This window comes from Nocardia sp. NPDC056100, assembly GCF_042266325.1.
In the GTDB taxonomy this organism is placed as follows: domain Bacteria; phylum Actinomycetota; class Actinomycetes; order Mycobacteriales; family Mycobacteriaceae; genus Nocardia.
Window position 1 is genome coordinate 742,894 of sequence record NZ_JBHJVY010000004.1, and the last position, 19,809, is coordinate 762,702.

General features: G+C 66.5%; 19 protein-coding genes. 11 read left to right on the forward strand and 8 right to left on the reverse strand.

The window, feature by feature from the left end; all coding sequences use genetic code 11:
* Window positions 1–123: 123 nt before the first annotated feature.
* The 4 genes from ACFC0O_RS33840 (at window position 124) to ACFC0O_RS33855 (ending at window position 4,859) form a co-directional block, all read left to right on the forward strand.
* Window positions 124–1,587: an MDR family MFS transporter gene (locus ACFC0O_RS33840; protein ID WP_375965244.1), complete on the forward strand. Its 1,464-nt coding sequence runs from the start codon at window positions 124–126 to the stop codon at window positions 1,585–1,587.
* Window positions 1,588–1,604: 17 nt separating this feature from the next.
* Window positions 1,605–2,744 (forward strand): class I SAM-dependent methyltransferase, encoded by a 1,140-nt coding sequence (locus ACFC0O_RS33845; protein ID WP_375965246.1) that lies wholly within the window; start codon window positions 1,605–1,607, stop codon window positions 2,742–2,744.
* Window positions 2,745–2,797: 53 nt separating this feature from the next.
* Window positions 2,798–3,724 (forward strand): LLM class F420-dependent oxidoreductase, encoded by a 927-nt coding sequence (locus ACFC0O_RS33850; RefSeq protein WP_375966403.1) that lies wholly within the window; start codon window positions 2,798–2,800, stop codon window positions 3,722–3,724.
* Window positions 3,725–3,947: 223 nt separating this feature from the next.
* Window positions 3,948–4,859 (forward strand): Bax inhibitor-1/YccA family protein, encoded by a 912-nt coding sequence (locus ACFC0O_RS33855; protein WP_364641853.1) that lies wholly within the window; start codon window positions 3,948–3,950, stop codon window positions 4,857–4,859.
* Between the two features lie 61 nt (window positions 4,860–4,920).
* Here the strand turns inward: ACFC0O_RS33855 and ACFC0O_RS33860 are convergent, their stop codons facing one another.
* From ACFC0O_RS33860 to ACFC0O_RS33870, 3 genes are all read right to left on the reverse strand, one after another.
* Window positions 4,921–5,244 carry a DUF1330 domain-containing protein gene (locus ACFC0O_RS33860; protein ID WP_375965249.1) on the reverse strand — a complete coding sequence of 108 codons (324 nt, stop codon included), beginning with the start codon at window positions 5,242–5,244 and terminating at the stop codon, window positions 4,921–4,923.
* A gap of 138 nt (window positions 5,245–5,382) precedes the next feature.
* A complete protein-coding gene (locus ACFC0O_RS33865; protein ID WP_375965252.1) occupies window positions 5,383–6,600 on the reverse strand; it encodes an acetyl-CoA C-acetyltransferase in 1,218 nt (405 codons plus the stop codon).
* Window positions 6,601–6,710: 110 nt separating this feature from the next.
* Entirely contained in the window at window positions 6,711–7,169 is a 459-nt protein-coding gene (locus tag ACFC0O_RS33870) for a hypothetical protein (protein ID WP_375965254.1), read from the reverse strand.
* A gap of 81 nt (window positions 7,170–7,250) precedes the next feature.
* Between ACFC0O_RS33870 and ACFC0O_RS33875 the strand changes: the two genes are divergently transcribed.
* From ACFC0O_RS33875 to ACFC0O_RS33890, 4 genes are all read left to right on the forward strand, one after another.
* A complete protein-coding gene (locus ACFC0O_RS33875; RefSeq protein ID WP_375965257.1) occupies window positions 7,251–8,639 on the forward strand; it encodes a cystathionine beta-synthase in 1,389 nt (462 codons plus the stop codon).
* Window positions 8,640–8,920: 281 nt separating this feature from the next.
* Complete coding sequence (locus ACFC0O_RS33880; protein ID WP_375965260.1) at window positions 8,921–10,066, forward strand: AbrB family transcriptional regulator; 1,146 nt, start codon at window positions 8,921–8,923, stop codon at window positions 10,064–10,066.
* A gap of 749 nt (window positions 10,067–10,815) precedes the next feature.
* A complete protein-coding gene (locus ACFC0O_RS33885; RefSeq protein ID WP_375965263.1) occupies window positions 10,816–11,433 on the forward strand; it encodes a transglycosylase SLT domain-containing protein in 618 nt (205 codons plus the stop codon).
* A 237-nt stretch (window positions 11,434–11,670) separates the two neighbouring features.
* A complete protein-coding gene (locus ACFC0O_RS33890) occupies window positions 11,671–12,648 on the forward strand; it encodes a hypothetical protein (RefSeq protein WP_375965266.1) in 978 nt (325 codons plus the stop codon).
* Window positions 12,649–12,716: 68 nt separating this feature from the next.
* Here ACFC0O_RS33890 and ACFC0O_RS33895 read toward each other — a convergent pair whose 3' ends face one another.
* Complete coding sequence (locus tag ACFC0O_RS33895; RefSeq protein ID WP_364640340.1) at window positions 12,717–13,061, reverse strand: DUF6401 family natural product biosynthesis protein; 345 nt, start codon at window positions 13,059–13,061, stop codon at window positions 12,717–12,719.
* 94 nt (window positions 13,062–13,155) lie between these two features.
* A complete protein-coding gene (locus tag ACFC0O_RS33900; protein ID WP_375965269.1) occupies window positions 13,156–14,331 on the reverse strand; it encodes an acyl-CoA dehydrogenase family protein in 1,176 nt (391 codons plus the stop codon).
* Window positions 14,332–14,423: 92 nt separating this feature from the next.
* On the opposite strand from ACFC0O_RS33900, the gene ACFC0O_RS33905 reads away from it, so the two are divergent.
* Complete coding sequence (locus ACFC0O_RS33905) at window positions 14,424–15,569, forward strand: cystathionine gamma-synthase (protein WP_364640334.1); 1,146 nt, start codon at window positions 14,424–14,426, stop codon at window positions 15,567–15,569.
* A 197-nt stretch (window positions 15,570–15,766) separates the two neighbouring features.
* Here the strand turns inward: ACFC0O_RS33905 and greA are convergent, their stop codons facing one another.
* Both greA and ACFC0O_RS33915 read right to left on the reverse strand, forming a co-directional pair.
* Window positions 15,767–16,261: a transcription elongation factor GreA gene (gene greA / locus ACFC0O_RS33910; RefSeq protein ID WP_364640331.1), complete on the reverse strand. Its 495-nt coding sequence runs from the start codon at window positions 16,259–16,261 to the stop codon at window positions 15,767–15,769.
* A gap of 248 nt (window positions 16,262–16,509) precedes the next feature.
* Window positions 16,510–16,926, reverse strand: a complete 417-nt coding sequence (locus ACFC0O_RS33915; RefSeq protein ID WP_375965272.1) for a DUF4307 domain-containing protein — start codon at window positions 16,924–16,926, stop codon at window positions 16,510–16,512.
* A gap of 154 nt (window positions 16,927–17,080) precedes the next feature.
* Between ACFC0O_RS33915 and mca the strand changes: the two genes are divergently transcribed.
* On the forward strand, window positions 17,081–17,995 hold the full coding sequence (gene mca, locus ACFC0O_RS33920) for a mycothiol conjugate amidase Mca (protein WP_364640539.1): 915 nt from the start codon (window positions 17,081–17,083) through the stop codon (window positions 17,993–17,995).
* Entirely contained in the window at window positions 17,992–18,258 is a 267-nt protein-coding gene (locus tag ACFC0O_RS33925) for a hypothetical protein (RefSeq protein WP_375965274.1), read from the forward strand. Before mca ends, ACFC0O_RS33925 begins: the two co-directional genes overlap by 4 nt.
* 85 nt (window positions 18,259–18,343) lie before the next feature.
* Here the strand turns inward: ACFC0O_RS33925 and ACFC0O_RS33930 are convergent, their stop codons facing one another.
* Window positions 18,344–19,753, reverse strand: a complete 1,410-nt coding sequence (locus tag ACFC0O_RS33930; protein ID WP_375965277.1) for a DUF1254 domain-containing protein — start codon at window positions 19,751–19,753, stop codon at window positions 18,344–18,346.
* Window positions 19,754–19,809: the final 56 nt, after the last annotated feature.

A 19,809-nucleotide genomic window follows, 5' to 3' on the forward strand; every position in this document is an offset into this window, starting at 1 on the left:
GGGCATTTCACCGGGACGCGCGTCATCGTCCCGGAATGCGGGCTATTTCACCGAGAGCGGAATAGCCGGGCGGTTTCTGTGTTCGACTCAACTGTTGAGTTGAGCTAACGAAAGGGGTTGCCCGTGACGGCGACCGAATCCGTGTCGGGCATCGGGTTGCGATCCGAACGCGGGCCGGTACTGGCCGCGATCATGCTGGCGACCTCGCTGGTGGCGCTGGATTCGACGGTGATCGCCACCGCGGTGCTGACGATCACCGATCAGCTGGGCGGGTTCTCGCAGTTCCCTTGGCTTTTCAGCATCTACCTGCTGGCGCAGGCGGTGACCGTGCCCATCTACGGCAAGCTCGCCGATATGGTGGGCCGGAAACCGGTGATGCTCTTCGGGATCGCGGTCTTCGCGATCGGATCGCTGCTGTGCGGGCTCGCCACCAGCATGATCGGGCTGATCATCTTCCGGGCCATCCAGGGCATCGGCGCGGGCGCGGTGGGGCCGATGGCCATCACCATCGCGGGCGATATCTACACCGTGCAGGAGCGCGCCAAGGTGCAGGCGTACCTGGCCAGCGTATGGGCGGCGTCCTCGGTACTCGGGCCGCTGCTGGGCGGGGTGTTCTCCGAATACATCAGCTGGCGCTGGATCTTCCTGATCAATCTGCCGCTATCGGTGGTGGCGGGCTGGATGATCCTGCGCAAGTTCACCGAAAGCGCTCCGCGCGAACACCATCGGATCGACTATCTGGGCGCGGGGCTGCTCACCATCGGCGCGGGCGGGCTCATGCTGGCGCTGCTGGAGGGCGGTCAGGCCTGGTCGTGGACCGCACCGGCGAGCCTCGGACTCTTCGCGGGCGGCACGCTGATGCTCATCCTGTTCGTGCTGGTCGAGCGCAAGGCCGCGAATCCGATTCTGCCGCTGTGGGTTTTCACCCGGCGCATCCTGGTGGCGAGCAGTCTGGTGTCGCTGCTGGTCGGCGCGATATTGCTCGGACTCACCTCGTACGTGCCGACTTTCGCGCAGGGCGTGCTCGGCGCAGGGGCTTTGATCGCCGGACTCACCGCCGGTGCGCTCACCATGGGCTGGCCGCTCACCGCCTCCCAGGCCGGAAAGGTGTACCTGCGCATAGGTTTCCGTGCCACCTCGGTGATCGGCAGTGTGCTCGCCGCGGTGGGCGCGGCCACATTGCTGCTGGTCAACGAGGATTCCAGCCTGCTACAGGTGGCGCTGGGCTGTTTCGTGGTCGGCGCGGGCATGGGCCTGGTGGCCAGTCCCACCCTGATCGCCGCGCAGTCCAGCGCCGAATGGTCCGAGCGCGGCGTGGTCACCTCCACCAATATGTTCGCGCGCTCGCTGGGCAGCGCGCTCGGCGTGGCGATGTTCGGCGCACTGGTGAATTCGCGCATCGGCAGTACCGATCATCCGGCCCCGCAAGACCTCTCACCCGCCATCCACCTCGTCTTCCTCGGTGTCGCGGCCATGGCGGTGGTCATGATCGCGGCCGCCGCGATGATGCCGAAAACCGAGCGCGCAACGCCCGGGCAACCGCTCATCAAGCCGGAAACACGGCCCGATGGGACGGTTCGGCAATGATCTAGCACACTGTAGGTGTGGTTGAGGTCGAGGACGTGCTGAGCCGATTGCGGCGGTATCCGGATGTGGAGGCGGTGAACCTCTACGCGGTCGACGCCGCCGATCGACTACTACTCGATGAGGCGGCCGAAGCGCTGGCCGCCGCGGGTGATGATCGGGTGGCGGTGATCGATGACGGATACGGCGCACTCACCCTCGGCGCGGCGGCGGCACACGATCTGCGCGGCCTGCGCGTGCACCAGGATCTGCTGACCGGTGAACTGGCACTGGCCAATAACGCGCGGCAGGTCGGCCTCACCGATCGCTACACCGTGTGCGAACTCGGTGAGCGCCTGCTCGCCGATGTCCGAGTTGTGTTGTGGCGGTTGCCGCGTGCGCTGTCCGGTATCGCCGAGACCGCCGACGCCATCGCCCGCTACGCCGCGCCCGAGGTCCGGGTGTACGCGGGTGGGCGGGATAAATACCTGACCCCTGCCATGAACGCGGTGCTGGCCGAATCCTTCGGTGCGGTGCAGGCCAGTCGCGGTCGCCAGAAATCCCGGGTGCTACTCGCCACCGACCCGAAACCGGTTGGCGAACTGCGCTTTCCGCTGCGCAACCGGCTCGACGACCATGATCTGGAAGTGGTCGCGCACGGTGCCGCCTTCTCCGGTTCGCGCCTGGATATCGGCACCCGCTTCCTGCTCGACTACCTCAAGCGGATGAAGCCCGATGCCCGCGATGCCATCGATCTCGGTTGCGGCACCGGCATTCTCGCGGTCGCGCTGGCCAAGGCGCGGCCCGGCATCCGCGTCACCGCGACCGATCAGTCGGCAGCGGCGGTCGCCTCCACCCGGGCCACCGCGGCGGCGAACGATGTGGCGGACCGCATCACCGTGCTGCGCGACGATGCCATGTCCAGCGCTCCCGACAACAGCGCGGATCTGGTGGTCTGCAATCCGCCCTTCCATGTCGGCGCGGCCGTGCACACCGGTTCGGCCATCAAGATGTTCTCCGAGACCGGCCGGGTGCTGCGCCCGGGCGGTGAACTCTGGACCGTCTACAACACCCACCTCAACTACCGGGGCGTGATGGAACGCCTGGTCGGCAAGACCGAGGTCATCGGCCGCAATCGCAAGTTCACGGTCACCCGTTCGGTGCGCGGCCTGCACACCTGAGGCCGCCTGACCAGTGCTCGGCGGCCGACAGCACAATGGGCTACATGGGACGAATTGATCTTCGTATCTTCACCGAACCCCAGCAGGGCGCCAGCTACGACACCCTGCTGAGCGTGGCCAAGGCCACCGAGGACCTGGGCTACGACGCCTTCTTCCGCTCCGATCACTACCTGGCCATGGGCTCGGCCGACGGCCTGCCCGGACCCACCGACGCCTGGATCACCCTGGCGGGTCTGGCCCGCGAGACGAAACGGATCCGCCTCGGCACCCTGGTCACCGCCGCCACCTTCCGGCTGCCCGGCGTGCTGGCCATCCAGGTCGCGCAGGTCGACGCCATGTCCGGCGGCCGCGTCGAATTCGGTTTGGGCGCAGGCTGGTACGAGGGTGAGCACACCGCCTACGGCATTCCGTTCCCCGCCGACAAGTTCCCGCGCTACGAGGAGCAGCTGGCGATTATCACCGGGCTGTGGGGCACCCCGGCGGGTGAGACCTTCTGCTTCGACGGCGAGCACTACACGCTGAAAGACTCTCCGGCCCTGCCCAAGCCCGCGCAGTCCAAGATCCCCGTGGTCATCGGCGGCATGGGCGCCAAGCGCACCCCGCGCATCGCGGCGAAGTACGCCGATGAGTTCAATGTCCCCTTCCAATCCGCCGAGACCTGCGCCGAACAGTTCGAGCGGGTGCGCCGCGCGGCCAAGGAGGCCGGGCGCGATCCACAGGAGATCACCTTCTCCAATGCCCTGGTCGCCTGTGTCGGCGCGACCGACGCCGAGGTGGAGCGCCGCGCGGCCGCAATCGGCCGGGATGTGGACGAATTGAAGGCCAACGGCCTCGCGGGCAGCCCGGAGGAAGTGGTCGACAAGATCGGCCGCTATGCCGAGATCGCCGGTACGACCCGCGTCTACCTGCAAATTCTGGATCTGAACGACCTCGACCACCTCGAATTGATCGCCGATCGGGTGATGAGCCGACTGGGCTGAGCCGAGCTTCTCGCGTGCCGGGTACGCGGGCCGATCCGGCCCGGCCGGGTGACCGGATCGGGCGTATTTCCGGGCCGACCGGTCGGCATACAGGGTAAAGCTCGGGTAAAGTCCACTGTGTCCGATCCGTGGCGGTTCGGGAACTCGCCATAGCCACCTCACGTTGGACAGGTAGAACGAGGCCACGACATTCGTGGGCCGCGACTCCAGAAAGGGAAGCGCCTTGCGCACCACTTCCAACCCGGTCTTCCGGAACTTGTCGCCGCAGCAGAACGGCGGCTACGCCGGCTTCGGCTCGGCCCCCACTGGAGCCGGGCCGTCCGCACCTCAGTACGGTCAGCAGCCCCCGCAGTACGGGCAGACGCAGTATGGTTCGCAGCCGCCCATGTACCCGCCCACCGGTGGCGGCTACCAGCAGCCCTACCAGCCCGCGGTCCCGACCACCCGGCCCATGACCATCGACGATGTCGTCACCAAGACCGGCATCACGCTCGGCGTGGTCACCGTCGCGGCGATCATCTCGTACGCGCTCACCTCGGCCAACCACAGCCTGGCCGCACCGCTCGCCCTGGGCGGCGCGCTCATCGGCTTCGTGCTGGCCATGGTCGTCAGCTTCGGGCGTAAGTACAACCCGGCCCTGGTGCTCAGCTACGCGGCGTTCGAGGGCCTGTTCCTCGGCTCGCTGTCGTTCATGTTCACCAATATCTCGTTCGGCGGCGCGGGCGGCTCCGGGCTGATCGCACAGGCCGTGCTCGGCACCTTCGGCGTGTTCTTCGGCATGCTGATCGTCTACAAGACCGGCGCGATCCGCGTCACCCCGCGCTTCACCCGCATGATGGTCGGCGCCATGATCGGCGTGCTGGTGCTCATGCTCGGCAACCTGATCGCCGGTTTCTTCACCCCGGGCGGCTTCGGCCTGCGCGACGGTGGCACCGTGGCGATCATCTTCAGCCTGGTCTGCATCGGCATCGCGGCCTTCAGCTTCCTGCTGGACTTCGACGCCGCCGATCAGATGATCCGCGCCGGTGCGCCCGAAAAGGCCGCGTGGGGCGTGGCATTCGGCCTGACCGTCACCCTGGTGTGGCTGTACGTCGAGATCCTGCGCCTGCTGTCGTACTTCAACAGCAATAACTAGCGCTCGAAACGCCAAGGGCGGGTACCGGTTTCCGGTACCCGCCCTTTCGTTTGCGCCGAGCTCAGCCTTCGAGCACATCGGTGGCGATGTGGTCCTTACCGCAGTCCTCCGCGAGAATCGCTGTGCCACGGGCGTTCCCGGTGCGCAGCGGCAGGATCGCCTGATACGCCTCGGACCGATACCAGTCCTGAACCGCCTGGTAGTCCGGGAATTCGATGACGACCGCCAACGCGTGCTCCGGCCCCTCCACCGAGAGCTGATTCCCGCCGTGCACGAGGAATTTCCCGCCGAACGGGGCCAGGGTCGAATCGATGCGCTCGAGGTACTCCACGATATCGGCGTTGGCGTCGACGTCGTACAGATGGGCAATGGCGTAACCGGGCATCTCGCGCTCCTGGAGTGGTACTGCGTTGTTGCTCTTCAGTTTTCCGCTCCGAGGTAGCGAAGTCGATTACCTCATCGGTAATAACGAAGAACGGTCCCGCACCGAAGTGCGGGACCGTTCAACGAGTCTCGGGGGCTATCAGCTCAGGCGCTCGATGATCATCGCCATGCCCTGGCCGCCACCCACACACATGGTCTCCAGGCCGAACTGCTTGTCCTGGGTCTGCAGGTTGTTGATCAGGGTGGCGGTGATGCGCGCGCCGGTCATGCCGAACGGGTGGCCCAGCGCGATCGCGCCACCGGAGACGTTCAGCTTGTCGTGGTCCATGCCCAGCTCGCGGGCGGAACCCAGCACCTGAACGGCGAACGCCTCGTTGATCTCGTACAGGTCGAGATCGCCGATGGTCATATTGGCGTTGTTCAGGGTCTTGCGCACGGCCTCGATCGGGCCCAGGCCCATGATCTCCGGGGACAGGCCGGAGACGCCGGTGGCCACGATGCGGGCCAGCGGGGTCAGGCCCAGCGCCTTGGCCTTGGTGTCGCTCATGACGACCAGCGCGGCCGCGCCGTCGTTCAGCGGGCAGGCGTTACCGGCGGTGACGGTGCCGTCGGCGCGGAAGACCGGCTTCAGCGTCGAGAGCTTCTCGTAGGTGGTGCCGGCGCGCGGGCCGTCATCGGCGGTGACGACGGTGCCGTCGGGCAGGGTCACCGGGGTGATCTCACGCTCGAAGAAACCGGACTTGATGGCATCCTCGGCGCGGTTCTGCGAACGCACGGCCCAGTGGTCCTGGTCCTCACGCGAGATGCCGGTGAAGGTGGCGACGTTCTCGGCGGTCTGGCCCATGGCGATGTAGACGTCCGGGAGCAGGTCGTTCTCGCGCGGGTCGGTCCAGGTGGCGTTCGACTCGGCGGTGGCCTTGGTGCGGGCCTCGGCATCGGCGAAGGTCAGGTTGTGGCTGTCCGGCCAGCCGTCGGCGGTGCCCTTCGGGAAGCGCGAAACCGTCTCGACGCCGGCGGAAATGAAGACATCGCCCTCGCCCGCCTTGATGGCGTGGAAGGCCATCCGGGTGGTCTGCAGCGAGGAGGAGCAGTAGCGGTTCAGGGTGACACCGGGCAGGTAGTCGTAGCCCAGCTGCACCGCGACCGCGCGGGCCATATTGAAACCGGCCTCGCCGGCGGGCTGGCCGCAGCCCAGGATGAGGTCTTCGACATCGCTCACGGCCAGGCCGGGGACCTTGTCGAGGGCGGCCTGCACCATCTGGGCGGCCAGGTCGTCCGGTCGCATACCCACGAGCGAACCCTTGCCTGCGCGGCCGATGGGCGAGCGGGCGTACGAAACGATAACGGCCTCAGCCATGAGGACTCCTTAAGTGCAGGGGGTTGAACCACTTCGAATCTACGACGGGTGTGTTCCGCGTCAAACATCCGGTATGCCGGTATCCCAATGACTGAACGGTGAAATATCCCTCATTGCACGTCGAACTCGCCCCGCTGGGGGATGTTGGCCATGTCCGTGAAGGAGGTCACCACGATGTGCCCGGGGCCGGTGTCCTGGTACTGCGCGTACTGGATGCTGCCGTAGATGCCCGCGACGACGGTTACCCGGTATTCGCCGGTGGCCCCGGTGTTCATATTGCGCCAGGCGACCGTGGTCACGTTCTCGCACAGCGGTGCGAAGCTGTACTCGCCCGGGCCGTAGCCGACGATCGGGGTGGCGCGCACATTGAAGATCGCTCGCCCCGGCCAGTTCGGATCGGTATCGGTCCAGACTCGGACGCTGCCGCCGCAGAGTCCGTCCCGGAACATGGTCGGCACCTGGGGGAATTCGACGGTCCGGGCTTGCGCCGCGGGCGCGCAAACGATCATGGTCGTCCCGGTCAGGCAACCGAGCAGCAGGGCAGCGCGCACACGGGTCGGCGTCCTCATGCGGCGATGGTAATTTCCCGCGACCGTGAGATCGCCGACGTGCGCGCAAGCCCCCATCTCCTTTCTGCAACGATGAGGGGTATGCGCATTGCTGACTCCGTCGTCGATCTGATCGGAAACACCCCCCTCGTCCGGTTGAACTCCGTGGTGGGCCCGAACTCCGGACTGGTCGCGGCGAAGGTCGAGTACCTGAACCCCGGTGGCAGCTCCAAGGACCGCATCGCCGTCAAGATGATCGATGCCGCCGAAGAGGCCGGACTGTTGAAGCCCGGCGGCACCATCGTCGAGCCGACCTCCGGCAATACCGGCGTCGGCCTGGCCCTGGTGGCCCAGCAGCGCGGGTACAAGTGCGTATTCGTCTGCCCGGACAAGGTTTCCGAGGACAAGCGAAACGTGCTGCGCGCCTACGGCGCCGAGGTCGTGGTGTGCCCGACCGCGGTCGCGCCGGAGGATCCGGACAGCTACTACAACGTCTCCGATCGCCTGGTGCGCGAGATCGAGGGTGCCTGGAAGCCGAACCAGTACTCCAACCCGGGCGGTCCGGAATCGCATTACGAGACCACCGGTCCCGAGATCTGGGCCGATACCGAGGGCAAGGTCACGCACTTCGTGGCGGGCGTCGGCACCGGCGGCACCATCACCGGCACCGGCCGCTACCTGAAGGAGATCTCCGGCGGCAAGGTCAAGGTCATCGGTGCTGATCCCGAGGGCTCGGTGTACTCCGGCGGCACCGGCCGCCCGTACCTGGTCGAGGGTGTGGGCGAGGACTTCTGGCCGTCCGCCTACGATCCGGCCATCCCGGACGAGATCATCGCGGTCTCCGATGCCGACTCCTTCGAGATGACCCGTCGCCTCGCCCGCGAAGAGGGCCTGCTGGTCGGCGGCTCCTGCGGTATGGCCGTGGTCGCGGCGCTCAAGGTCGCCGAGCGCGATCCCGATGCCGTGGTCGTGGTGCTGCTCCCGGACGGTGGCCGCGGCTACCTGTCCAAGATCTTCAACGATCAGTGGATGAGCTCCTACGGCTTCCTGCGCTCGCGCCTGGACGGGTCCACCGCCGAGGTGCACGTGGGAGATGTGTTGCGCGGCAAGTCCGGTGAACTGCCGGATCTGGTGCACACGCATCCGCAGGAGACCGTGCGCGATGCCATCGAGATCCTGCGCGAATACGGCGTCTCGCAGATGCCGGTCGTCGGTGCGGAACCGCCGGTGATGGCAGGCGAGGTCGCGGGCAGCGTGACCGAGCGCGATCTGCTCTCGGATGTGTTCGAGGGACGCGCCAAGCTCACCGATTCGGTGGCACAGCATATGAGCGCGGCGTTTCCGCTCATCGGTGCGGGCGAACCGGTTTCGGCCGCCACCAAACTGCTCGAGAGCACCGACGCGCTGATGGTCGTCGACGACGGCAAGCCGGTCGGCGTCATCACCCGCCACGATCTGCTGGGCTTCCTCAGCGATGGAGTGCTTTCCTGACAGCTCAATCCGTTGGGCAGCGCGCATCCCGCTTCGGGCGGCGCGCGCCCGTCATCCCGGCGCGTATTCGGCCGGGATCCACACAATTAGCCGATGCGCTGCCCCTGTGGATCCCGGCTAAAAACATGCCGGGATGACGGGGGAAACCGCGAATTACTTCCGTGTGATTTGTGGCCTCGCACTTGGGGATTCGTTTATGCATCAGAACTCACAGCGGGGCTGCGGGGTAGGTAACTGGTGCGTTACTGTCCGTTCATGGGCGGCGGGCAGGATCGGCTCGTATGAACTGGAGGCAGGCGCTCACCTGGGTGGCACTGGCGAGCGCGGTGCTCGCCGGTGCGGCACTGCTGGACCGGGTCGGGTTTCCCGCCCCGCAGATGATTCTGGCGATCGTGGTCGGCGCCGCGCTCGCGCTCAGCGGGCGGCTGCCGAAACCGCTTCCGGTGCAGGTCAATCTGGGTGTGCAGGGCATGCTCGGCGTGGTGATGGGCAGCTATCTGCAGATATCGCTGCTGACTTCGATCGGGTGGGATCTGCTGCCCGTGGCCGCGGTGACCGTGGCGACCATCTTCTTGAGTGTCGGGGTCGCGCTGGTGTTCGCGCGGGTGACCAAGGTGGATATTCCGACCGCGACGCTGGGGATGCTGGCCGGTGGCTCGGCCGCGGTGGTGGCCGCCGCCGATGAACTCGACGCCGATCCGCGCCGGGTGGCGTTCATGCAGTATCTGCGGGTGGCGCTGGTCGCGCTGAGCGCACCGGCGGTCGCCGCGCTGCTCGATGATCAAGAGGGAATCGCCTACAGCACAGCGACTCTCGGCGGTTCGGTGACGGATCCGAATCTGCCGTACTGGATGATCGTCGGCCGCGGCGATCAGGTCGCGGGCATCTCCACCGCGATCATGCTGTGCGTGCTGGGGATATGGGTGGGCCGCCGGATCGGCCTGCCCAATGCGGCGCTGCTGGGTCCGATGCTGCTCACCGCGGTGCTGACCGCGACCGGTATCAGCCACGGTTACGCGCCCACACATCTGTTCAAGGATCTGCTGTTCGTGCTCATCGGTTTCGATGTCGGCACCCGCTTCACCCGCAGGGTGGTGCGCGAGATGGCGCGGATGATCCCGGCCATGACCGCCGCGGTGCTCGCGCTCTCGGTGCTGGTGGCCGGATTGGCTTTGGGCCTGGCCTATTTCGTCGATCTGGAGATGTCGGACCTGTACCTGGCCACCACCCCCGGCGGTATCAACGCGGTGCTGGCGACCGCCGACAAGATGAACGCGAATCTGCCGCTCATCACGAGTGTGCAGACCATCCGGCTACTGCTCATGATGCTCATGCTCCCGCTGCTGATGCGCGCCCTGCGCAGATTCGGCTCGCCCGCACCGGTACCCGCCCCGGCATGGCAGCCCGGTTCGGACCGGGCCGCCTGAACCGCCCGGACCAGGACCCGAAGGTCCGGGGCCCTGCTGACCTCACACACGGACTGGATGGCTGTGGGGGCGCCCTGGGGCGATTCGGTAACGAAACGGTCTCGTAGGGCCGTCTGGACGCCCGGAAAGCCGGTCTCCGAATCGGCTCATCCGGTTCCCGAAAACGCGGTATTCGGTGCGTTTTCTTTGATGATCACCGTGATTGGCCTGTGATCGGTGGTTGCTGAATGCTCGCTAAGGGTGCGCGAAACGCCGAAAAAACGGCCAATCCGGGTATATCGGCAATTAGGGTCTAAATTCTTCTGTGATCTAAAACACTTACTAGTTTGAATTGAATCACCAGGTCAGTGCTTGTATTAATGCAGGTCCTTGGGTTGCCGAGCTAGCCGATTTACCTTCTGTTCAACTTTGGTTCAGGCTGTGTTAACCAAGCGCAATCAAGCTGTGACCTTGTTGGAAACAGACCACAAGTCTGGTTGACGCAAGGAGATGTCGACACACATGCGGAACGTGAACACGACAACGGTGCGATGAGGCGCCGCGGCCCGAAGCGGCCGGCACGTACTTCGCAAGTCTCCTAGAGCGTCGAGTTTCCCTGGCCCGCAATGGGTCTCACAACAGCAACGCGAAACAGCCCCAGCGCCACCGGTGCCCGTCGAGAGACGCCCGCCTGGTTCCGCGCTGCCTTTTCCAGGCCTGCGAGCCCAGAAACCGAACAGGAATCCAAATTCGCCATGCCCACGAACGCCATGACTGCTCTGCGTGACCCTGCTAGACGTAGCAAGGTGGTTGCCGCCGCCCGTACGGCCGGTACCGCCGCCCTTGCTCTCGGAGTCTTCGGCTCCATTATCACCGCCGCCGGCGCCGCGAACGGCGACGTGCACCCGGTCGCCCTGAAGCAGACCCTCGCCGCGGCCGCTCCCGCCGTGCACGTCCCGGCCAATGAGCAGCCCGCCGCCCCGGCCCCGGCCGCCGCCGTGCCCGCCCCGATGCCGGCCCCCGCGCCCGCTCCGGTCGTCCCGGTCGCGCCGCCCGCCCCGTCCTACCCGGACAACCTGGACGGCTGGATCCGTCAGGCGCTGGACATCATGTCCCAGCGCGGCATCCCGGGCAGCTACGAGGGCATCCTCCGCAATATCCTGCGCGAATCCAGCGGCAACCCGCAGGCGATCAACCTGTATGACTCGAACGCGGCCATGGGCATCCCGTCCAAGGGCCTGCTCCAGGTGATCGACCCGACCTTCGCCGCGTACCACGTCGACGGCACCCCGTTCGATGTCTGGAACCCCGTCGCGAACATCGTGGCCGCCTGCAACTATGCCGCCGCGCGCTACGGTTCGATGGACAACGTCAACAGCGCGTACTGAGCCCGTCCGGTTGACTCCGATCAGCCCGTGAAAAGCCGGTAAGACCCCGTCAGAACCCTCCCGGAGCATTCGCTCCGGGAGGGTTTCGGCTTTTCGGAAGAGCCGTTCGGCAAATCGCAGGCACCCGATTTGGCAACTATTTCGCAAACCGACGAATCTCATGATCGCCGACGGGTATAACCGCCCTTGGAGCAAGTTCCGGCAACCCGGCCGGAACGGATAGCGAAGGGACGGGGTATGCACACCTCGAGTTTGGCTATCGATATCCAGCAGGGCCTCTCGGACGCGTGGAGTTCGGTCGCCACGTTCGTGCCGAAGTTCGCGGGCTTCCTCGCCATCCTGATCATCGGCTGGCTGGTCGCCAAGCTCGTCGCCCGGCTGGTCACTCGGATTCTGCATCAGGTCGGCTTCGACCGGCTCGTCGAACGCGGCGGCATCAAGGACATGCTCGCGCGCAGCAGCTACGACGCGGTCGGCATCATCGCCAAATTGGCTTACTACGCAATACTTTTGATCACGCTGCAACTGGGATTCGGTGTGTTCGGGCCGAATCCGATCAGTACCATGCTGGACGGCATCGTGTCCTGGCTGCCCAGGCTGGCCGTGGCCATCATCATCGTGTGTGTCGCGGGTGCCATCGCCACCGTGGTGATGGACATGATCGCGAATATGCTCAGCGGTCTGTCCTACGGCCGCATGATGGGACGCATTGCGGCGGTGTTCATCTGGGGCGTCGGCATCATCGCGGCGCTCAATCAGATCGGGGTGGCGACCTCGGTCACCATGCCGATTCTCATCACCGTGCTCGCGGTCATCGGCGGTGTGCTGGTGGTCGGCGTCGGCGGCGGATTGATCCGGCCCATGCAGCAGCGCTGGGAAGGCTGGCTCGAAACCATCGAGGGTGAGATGCCCGAGATGAAGGGTCACGCCCAGGCGTTCCAGCGCGGTCGCGAGGACGCGGCCCGCCAGCGCGAGGCGATGGAACAGCAGCGCGCGATGATGGCGCAGCAGGGTGGTCAGCGGCCCATGGGCGGACAGCAGATGCCGCCGGGCAAATGGGCCGAACAGCCCGTCGGCTCACCGGGTTACGGTCCGCAGGGTTACGGGCAGCAGGGTTATGGCCAGCAGGGCTACGGCCAGCCCGGCCCGCAGGGGCAGATGCCCGATCGCGGCGGCGATATGCCGGACCGTGGCGGTCAACCCGGTCGGTACTGACATTCACCAGGGGAAATGAAACGGCCCACGTACTTCGCGTACGTGGGCCGTTTCACTGTCCTCAACTGTCATTCGCCGCGGGCGAGCGCGCACACCGCGGCCAGGCGCAGATGCACCCATTCGGCGCACTGCCAATCCTCGGAGTCGTACGGCGCTTGCAGCCCCGTCTCGCGCAGGTCCTCGAGCAGCCCGCGCGCGTATCCGGCGAGCAGTACGCTCACCGGGACGACGCTCGAATTCTCCACGCCCACTTCGAGAATGTCCCGAATGGCGGCGGCATGCTGATCCACCTGCGCGGCCACACCCGGGAACTCGCGCATGGCCTCGACGGCCGGAGCTCCGTGTGTGCGCTGCAGGCGGTTCAAAGTCTTACGCGCCGAGACGACGAGCAACGCGGAGCCGGGCAAAAACACCTGGTCATGCTAGCCGCCGCCCGGCATGCGCGGCACCCGCTGTGAGATATAGCGCACTTGTCGCCGGATTCGTCTCCGAGATCGTGGACGGATCTCAGCGGAAGGCTTTGGATCCGGTGAGCGCTTCACCGAGCACCAGCTGGTGCACCTCCGCCGTGCCCTCGTAGGTGAGCACCGATTCCAGGTTGTTGGCGTGCCGCAGCACCGGGTATTCGAGGCTGATGCCGTTGGCGCCCAGGATGGTCCGGCATTCGCGGGCGATGGCGATGGCCTCGCGGGTGCTGTTCAGTTTGCCCGCGCTGATCTGTTCGCCGCGAATAACGCCCTGATCCTTGAGGCGGCCCAGGTGCAGCGCCAGCAGCTGTCCCTTGCCGAGTTCGACGGCCATATCCGCGAGCTTGGCCTGGGTGAGCTGATAGGCGGCGAGCGGCTTGTCGAAGACCTCGCGGCTGCGCGCGTAATCGATTGCGGCGGAAAGACAGTCGCGGGCCGCGCCGAGCGCGCCGAAGATAATGCCGAAGCGCGCCTCGGACAGGCAGCCCAGCGGTGCGGTGAGCCCGCGCGCCTCGGGCAGCATGGCGTCGGCGGGCAGCCGCACCCCGTCCAGGGACAGTTCGGCGGTGATGGAGGCGCGCAGCGACAGTTTGCGGTGGATTTCGTTGGCGCTGAATCCCGGTGTGTCCGTGGGGACTACGAAGCCGCGAATGGTGTCCCGCTCACCTTCGCGTGATTGCGCCCACACCACCGCCACATCCGCGACGGATCCGTTGGTGATCCACATCTTGGATCCGTCCAGGATCCAGTCGTCCCCGTCTCGCCTTGCGCGCGTGCGCATTCCGCCCGGATTGGACCCGAAATCCGGCTCGGTCAATCCGAAGCAACCGAGCAGCTGTCCCGCCGCCATCCCCGGCAGCCAGCGCTGCTTCTGCTCCTCGGACCCGTACTTGTGAATCGCCGTCATGGCGAGCGAGCCCTGTACCGAAACCATGCTCCGCACACCGGAATCCACCGCCTCGAGCTCCAGGCAGGCCAGCCCGTACGCGGTGGCAGAGGTCCCCGCGCAGCCGTATCCCTCCAGGTGCATGCCGAGCAGCCCCAGCTTCCCCAGTTCGGGGGCCAACTCCCGGGCCGGGAACGTCCCCGCCTCGAACCAGTCCGCGATATGCGGCCGCAACCGCTCCGCCGCGAAATCGCGCACGGTATCGCGAATAGCCCGCTCCTCATCACTGAGCAGAGAATCGATGGCGAACAGCTCGTCTACGGTGACCATGCCCACAGCCTAGGATGCCGCCGCCGCTGTCGGCGAGATCCGGTACCCGCCCGCGCGCAGGGGCGAATACGCAGCGACTTAGGCTGTGGGGTATGAGCGATCAGCTGGGTTTCTCCACACGGGCGGTGCACGCCGGGTTCGATCCGGACCCTCAGACCGGTGCGGTGAACGTGCCCATCTACGCGAGTTCGACTTTCGCCCAGGACGGCGTCGGCGGGATGCGCGGCGGGTACGAGTACGCGCGCACCGGTAATCCGACCCGGACCGCGCTGGAGGCGAATCTCGCGGCGCTGGAATCGGGCACCTACGGGCGGGCCTTCTCCTCGGGGATGGCGGCCACCGACTGTGCGCTGCGCGCGAATCTGCGGCCCGGGGATCACCTGGTCATTCCGGATGACGCGTACGGCGGCACCTTCCGGCTCATCGACAAGGTGTTCACCCAGTGGGGCATCGAGTACTCGGTGGCGCATGTGAACGATCCGGACGCGGTGGCCGCGGCCATGCGGCCGAACACCAAGCTGGTGTGGATCGAGACCCCGACCAATCCGCTGCTGAATATCGGCGATATCTCGGCGCTGGCCTCGGTGGCGCACGCCGGTGGCGCGAAACTGGTGGTGGACAACACCTTCGCCTCGCCGTACCTGCAGCAGCCGCTGCTGCTGGGCGCGGACATCGTGCTGCATTCGACCACCAAGTACCTGGGCGGACACTCCGATGTGGTGGGCGGCGCGCTCATCACCAACGATCAGGAGATGGACGCCAAGTTCGCGTTCCTGCAGAACGGCGCGGGCGCGGTGCCCGGTCCGATGGACGCGTTCCTGACCCTGCGCGGTATCAAGACGCTCGCGCTGCGCATGGACCGGCATTGCGACAATGCCGAGACCATCGCCGAATTCCTGGCCAATCACCCGAAGATCGCGCAGGTCATCTACCCCGGCCTGCCCGAGCACCCGGGTCACACCGTCGCGCAGAAGCAGATGCGCCGCTTCGGCGGCATGATCTCGGTGCGCGTGCACGGCGGTAAGGAAGCGGCCCTGGACTTCTGCGCCCGCACCAAGCTCTTCACCCTCGCCGAATCCCTCGGCGGTGTGGAATCGCTCATCGAGCACCCCGGCGCCATGACCCACGCCTCCACCGCGGGCTCCCTCCTCGAGGTCCCCGCCGACCTGGTCCGCCTCTCGGTCGGCATCGAGGACATCAGCGATCTGCTCGCCGACATAGAGCAAGCGCTCGCCTGATAGCCGCATAACTAAAAACGAAGCGCCGCACCGGATTCCGGTGCGGCGCTTCGTCGTTTGCCAGCGTGACAACTGATTTCGTAAGCGTCGGGGTAACTCCTGGGGTACCCCCGAAATTGTTGTCGCGCCTGACCGCTACTACGCGTCCCTAACGGTCAACGGCTCTCAGCCGTGCGCTAAAGGCGCGGGGAGGCGGGTTAGCTGTGGTACGGCTCCGCGCTGACCAAGGTCACCTTCATGGTGTTGCCGTTGGGCAGGGTGTATTCGCGGGTCTCACCGACCTTCGCGTTGATGAGGGCGCCGCCCAGCGGGGAGGCGGGGGAGTAGGTCTCCAGGTCGGCATTGCCGAGGCCCTCTTCGCGGGTGGCGATGAGGAAGGTTTCGGTATCGCTCTCGTCGCCGTCGTAATAGACCTTGACGACGGATCCGGGCAGCGCGACGCCGGACTTGGTCGGGGCGACGCCGACCTTCGCGTTGTTCAGCAGCTCCTGTAGCTGGCGAATGCGGGCTTCCTGCTGGCCCTGTTCTTCGCGTGCCGCGTGGTAGCCGCCGTTTTCCTTGAGGTCGCCCTCTTCGCGGCGCTCATTGATTTCGGCCGCGATGACCGGACGGTTGGCAATGAGCGCGCCGAGTTCGCTCGTGAGCCTCTCGTGCGACTCCGGGGTCAGCCAGGTCACGTTCGTCTCAGTCATCTCGATCACTCCCTAGTAGTTGTCCCCGGCGCATGCCGGGATTTCCCTGATATCCGTTGCCGAAACCCGCCCGAGGGCAGGCATGACAACAGCGGACAGCCAGAGCCATCCTGGGGGAGGTTCCCGACAGCGCCGGCCGTCAATGCAGCAAACACGGCTCCGAACCCCGGAACCGTGTGTTGCGTTATTTTAGCACGAATCGCAAAGATGCAGGTAGAGGCGTCAAAGCGCGTTGAGTACCGGACTTTTCACCCGGCGCGCAGATACGCCGGTACGTCATCGGTGCAGGCGTAGACATTACCCGCGCCGGCCCGGGCGGTCGTTTTCAGGGTGGTCTGCAGCCGGACGGTGCCGCTGTCGGAGGCGGGGATGAGCACTTCGCGGCGGCCGACCTCTTCGCTGTCGGCGGTCATGGCGCGAACGATGCAAACGACCGGTTTGCCGGGATCCTTGCGGGTCACCTTGAAATCCACGCTCACGGTGGCATCGTCGACGACGGTGTAGCCGAGGCGATCGGGTTCGATGTCCTTGGGTCCGTACTGCTTGTAGCCCACGTAGGCGACGCCCAGACCGGCGATGAGCACCACCGCGCTGATCGCGATCATGAGCCAGCGGGGGGTCTGGCGGCGCGCTGTCCCGTACCGGCCGGCCGGTCTTTCGCTCATGACTGGACGCTCCCGGGGGGTAGGTCGGAACAATTGACGGTCGGATGGAACTATAGGGAATGGAGATCGGCCACCCCCTGCCTGGATCTGGCGGAGAGCGATGAGGTGAAACAGTGATCGGTGAGGTGAACGAGAAGTGAGTGGTCTTCGCCTCATGGCGGTACACGCGCACCCCGACGACGAGTCCAGCAAGGGTGCGGCGACCACCGCGCGCTATGCCGCCGAGGGCAATGACGTTCTTGTCGTCACCCTGACCGGTGGCGAGCGCGGTGACATCCTCAACCCGGCCATGGATACGCCCGGTATCAAGGAGAACATCTCCGAGGTTCGCCGCCAGGAGATGGCGGCCGCCGCGGCGGTGCTCGGCGTCGAGCAGTTGTGGCTCGGTTTCGTGGATTCCGGTCTGCCGGAAGGGGATCCGCTACCGCCGCTGCCGGAGGGCAGCTTCGCGCTGGTGCCCCTGGAGGAGGCCACCGAGGCGCTGGTGCGCGTGGTGCGGAAATTCAAGCCGCACGTCATGACGACCTACGATGAGATGGGCGGCTACCCGCACCCGGATCACATTATGTGCCACCAGGTTTCGGTCGCCGCGTTCGAGGCGGCGGGCGATCCGGAACGCTTCCCGGACGCGGGCGAGCCCTGGACGCCGCTGAAGCTGTACTACAACCACGGTTTCAGCCTGGCCCGCCTGGAGATCTTCGCGGACGAGTACGAGCGCCGCGGCGAACCGTTCCCCATGCAGGAGTGGATGGATCGCATGCGCGGCTACGCCCGCGATCGCGGCGACATCATGGGCCGGGTCACCACCCAGATCGAATGCGCCAAGTACTTCCCGCAGCGCGATGACGCGCTGCGCGCGCACGCCACCCAGATCGACCCCAATGGCGCGTTCTTCGCCATCCCGGTCGATCTGCAGCAGAAGCTCTGGCCCACAGAGGAATTCGAGCTCGCGAAGACCCGGGTGCGCACCGCCATCCCGGAGACCGACCTGTTCGCGGGAATCGACGATGCCGACACCGAAGACGCTGCCGACACCGAGACTGCCCACACCGAGGACGCCACCCGATGATGCTCACCCTGCTCGCCCAGGCCCAGAACGCCCCCACCGGACCCGAATTCGGTAAGGCGTCCCCCCTGGGCCTGGTGATCGTGCTGGTGCTGCTGGTCGGCACGGTCCTGCTGGTGGTGAGCATGAACCGCCACCTGAAGAACCTGCCCGCCACCTTCTCCCCGGAACATCCGGAACCGGATCAGGAAGCGGACGAGGGCACCGAGCGGGGCATCATCAAGCAGGAGCAGGACGCCCCGAAGCCGGAGTCCACCACCAGCTGACCGGGTAACGCGCCGAACGGTTTTCGGCCGCGTCGCAGCGAATGACCTACGCCCGCCTCGGGATTCGAGGCGGGCGTTTTCGCGTTCAGGACGAGGTGACGGTCGGTGGTTGCCAGATGTGGTTTATCGCATCGGGTTGGGGCGCGTAGAGGCGCATGGTGAGGGTGAATTTGCCGGTTTCGGGGATGGGGAGCCAGTTGGCAGTGGCGAATTCCGGTGCGGGCCGGGCGTTTTGGACGAGGATGTCGACGCTGCCGTCCGGGTTGCGGGCGACGGGGATCTGGTGGCCGACGGAGTAGACCCCGGCGGGGTTGGGGATGAGGAAGCCGTCGGCGGCGTAGGCGGTGATGGACCAGAAGGCGTCCACCGGGGGGAGTCGGCCGGGGGCGAAGTGGATGTGGAAGGTGGTGTGCGGGCCGTCGGCCGTGCCGTAGTAGGTGGGGTAGATGGCGTCCTCGGGAACATTGCCGCCCAGGCCCATGCGGGCGACGTAGGCGCGCTGGTCGTAGTTGGTGCCGTAGCGGCCCGCAACGCCGGGGAAGTTCCAGTCGTTGATGGTGGCGGTGGACGCGTCGTGGTAGTCGGTGACGCGCTGCTGTCCGGTGGTGACGGCGGCGTCGAGCTGGGCGGCGGAGAGTGTGTCGGCGGTGCCGCCGGGGGCTATCCCGATGGTGGCGAACCGCTGTAGTGCCGGGGCATCCGCGGGGGCGGGGGCGTCGATGGCCATGAGGGCGTTCAGGCGATCGAAGTAGGTGCGGCCGTCCATTTTCGCGACGATATCGACGGGGTCGGCGGGCGCGGGTGTCTCGGCCGCCGGGTTGCCGACGCCGGGTTCGCGGATCCACGCGCTCAGCGGGGTGATCTTCAGTTGATCCTGTATCGCGTGCACGGCGGGCAGGTCGGCCGCGCCGTTGACCTCGATGCGGCCGAGCATCCACGCCTGCGGGGTGGGCAGCGGCATCGGGGTGAGGTCGGGCGGGAGGGTTCCGGTCCAGCCCGGCGGGGTGAAGACGTAGGTGAACGGGCCGGTGACCGCCCCGGATTTCAGTTGTGGCCGCACGCTGCTGGGGTTCTGGGCCACATCGGTCCACATATCCATGACCTGCATGAGCCAGTAGCGGTCCGGCTCCATCGCGGGCACCTGCACCACGACCGGTTCGGTGCGCAGGTCCAGCCACGCTTTGGAGTAGAGGGTGTCCTGATTCGGGCGCACCAGTGACCGGTTCGCCGCGTCCGGCAGCGTGCGCGAGTTCTCGAAGCGGTTGGCGGGGGCGCTGGTCTCCCGGGTGACGTCCATGATCACCAGCGGATAACCGAAGACGTAGGCGTCGGACGCGATGGCGGCATCGTCCTCGTTCGCCTTGGATGTCGTTGTCCCCGAGGATGATTCGGACTTCCCGCAGGCCGCGAGCCCGAGCGCGGTCACCGCCAGCGCGCCCGCGCCGACGAGCAGCGATCGGCGGCCCACCCCGGCACCGCGCGCCGTCCGGCTCATCGCGAGCCTCCGTGCCGGTGTAGGTCGCCGGTCATCGATATCGAGCACCTCATTGC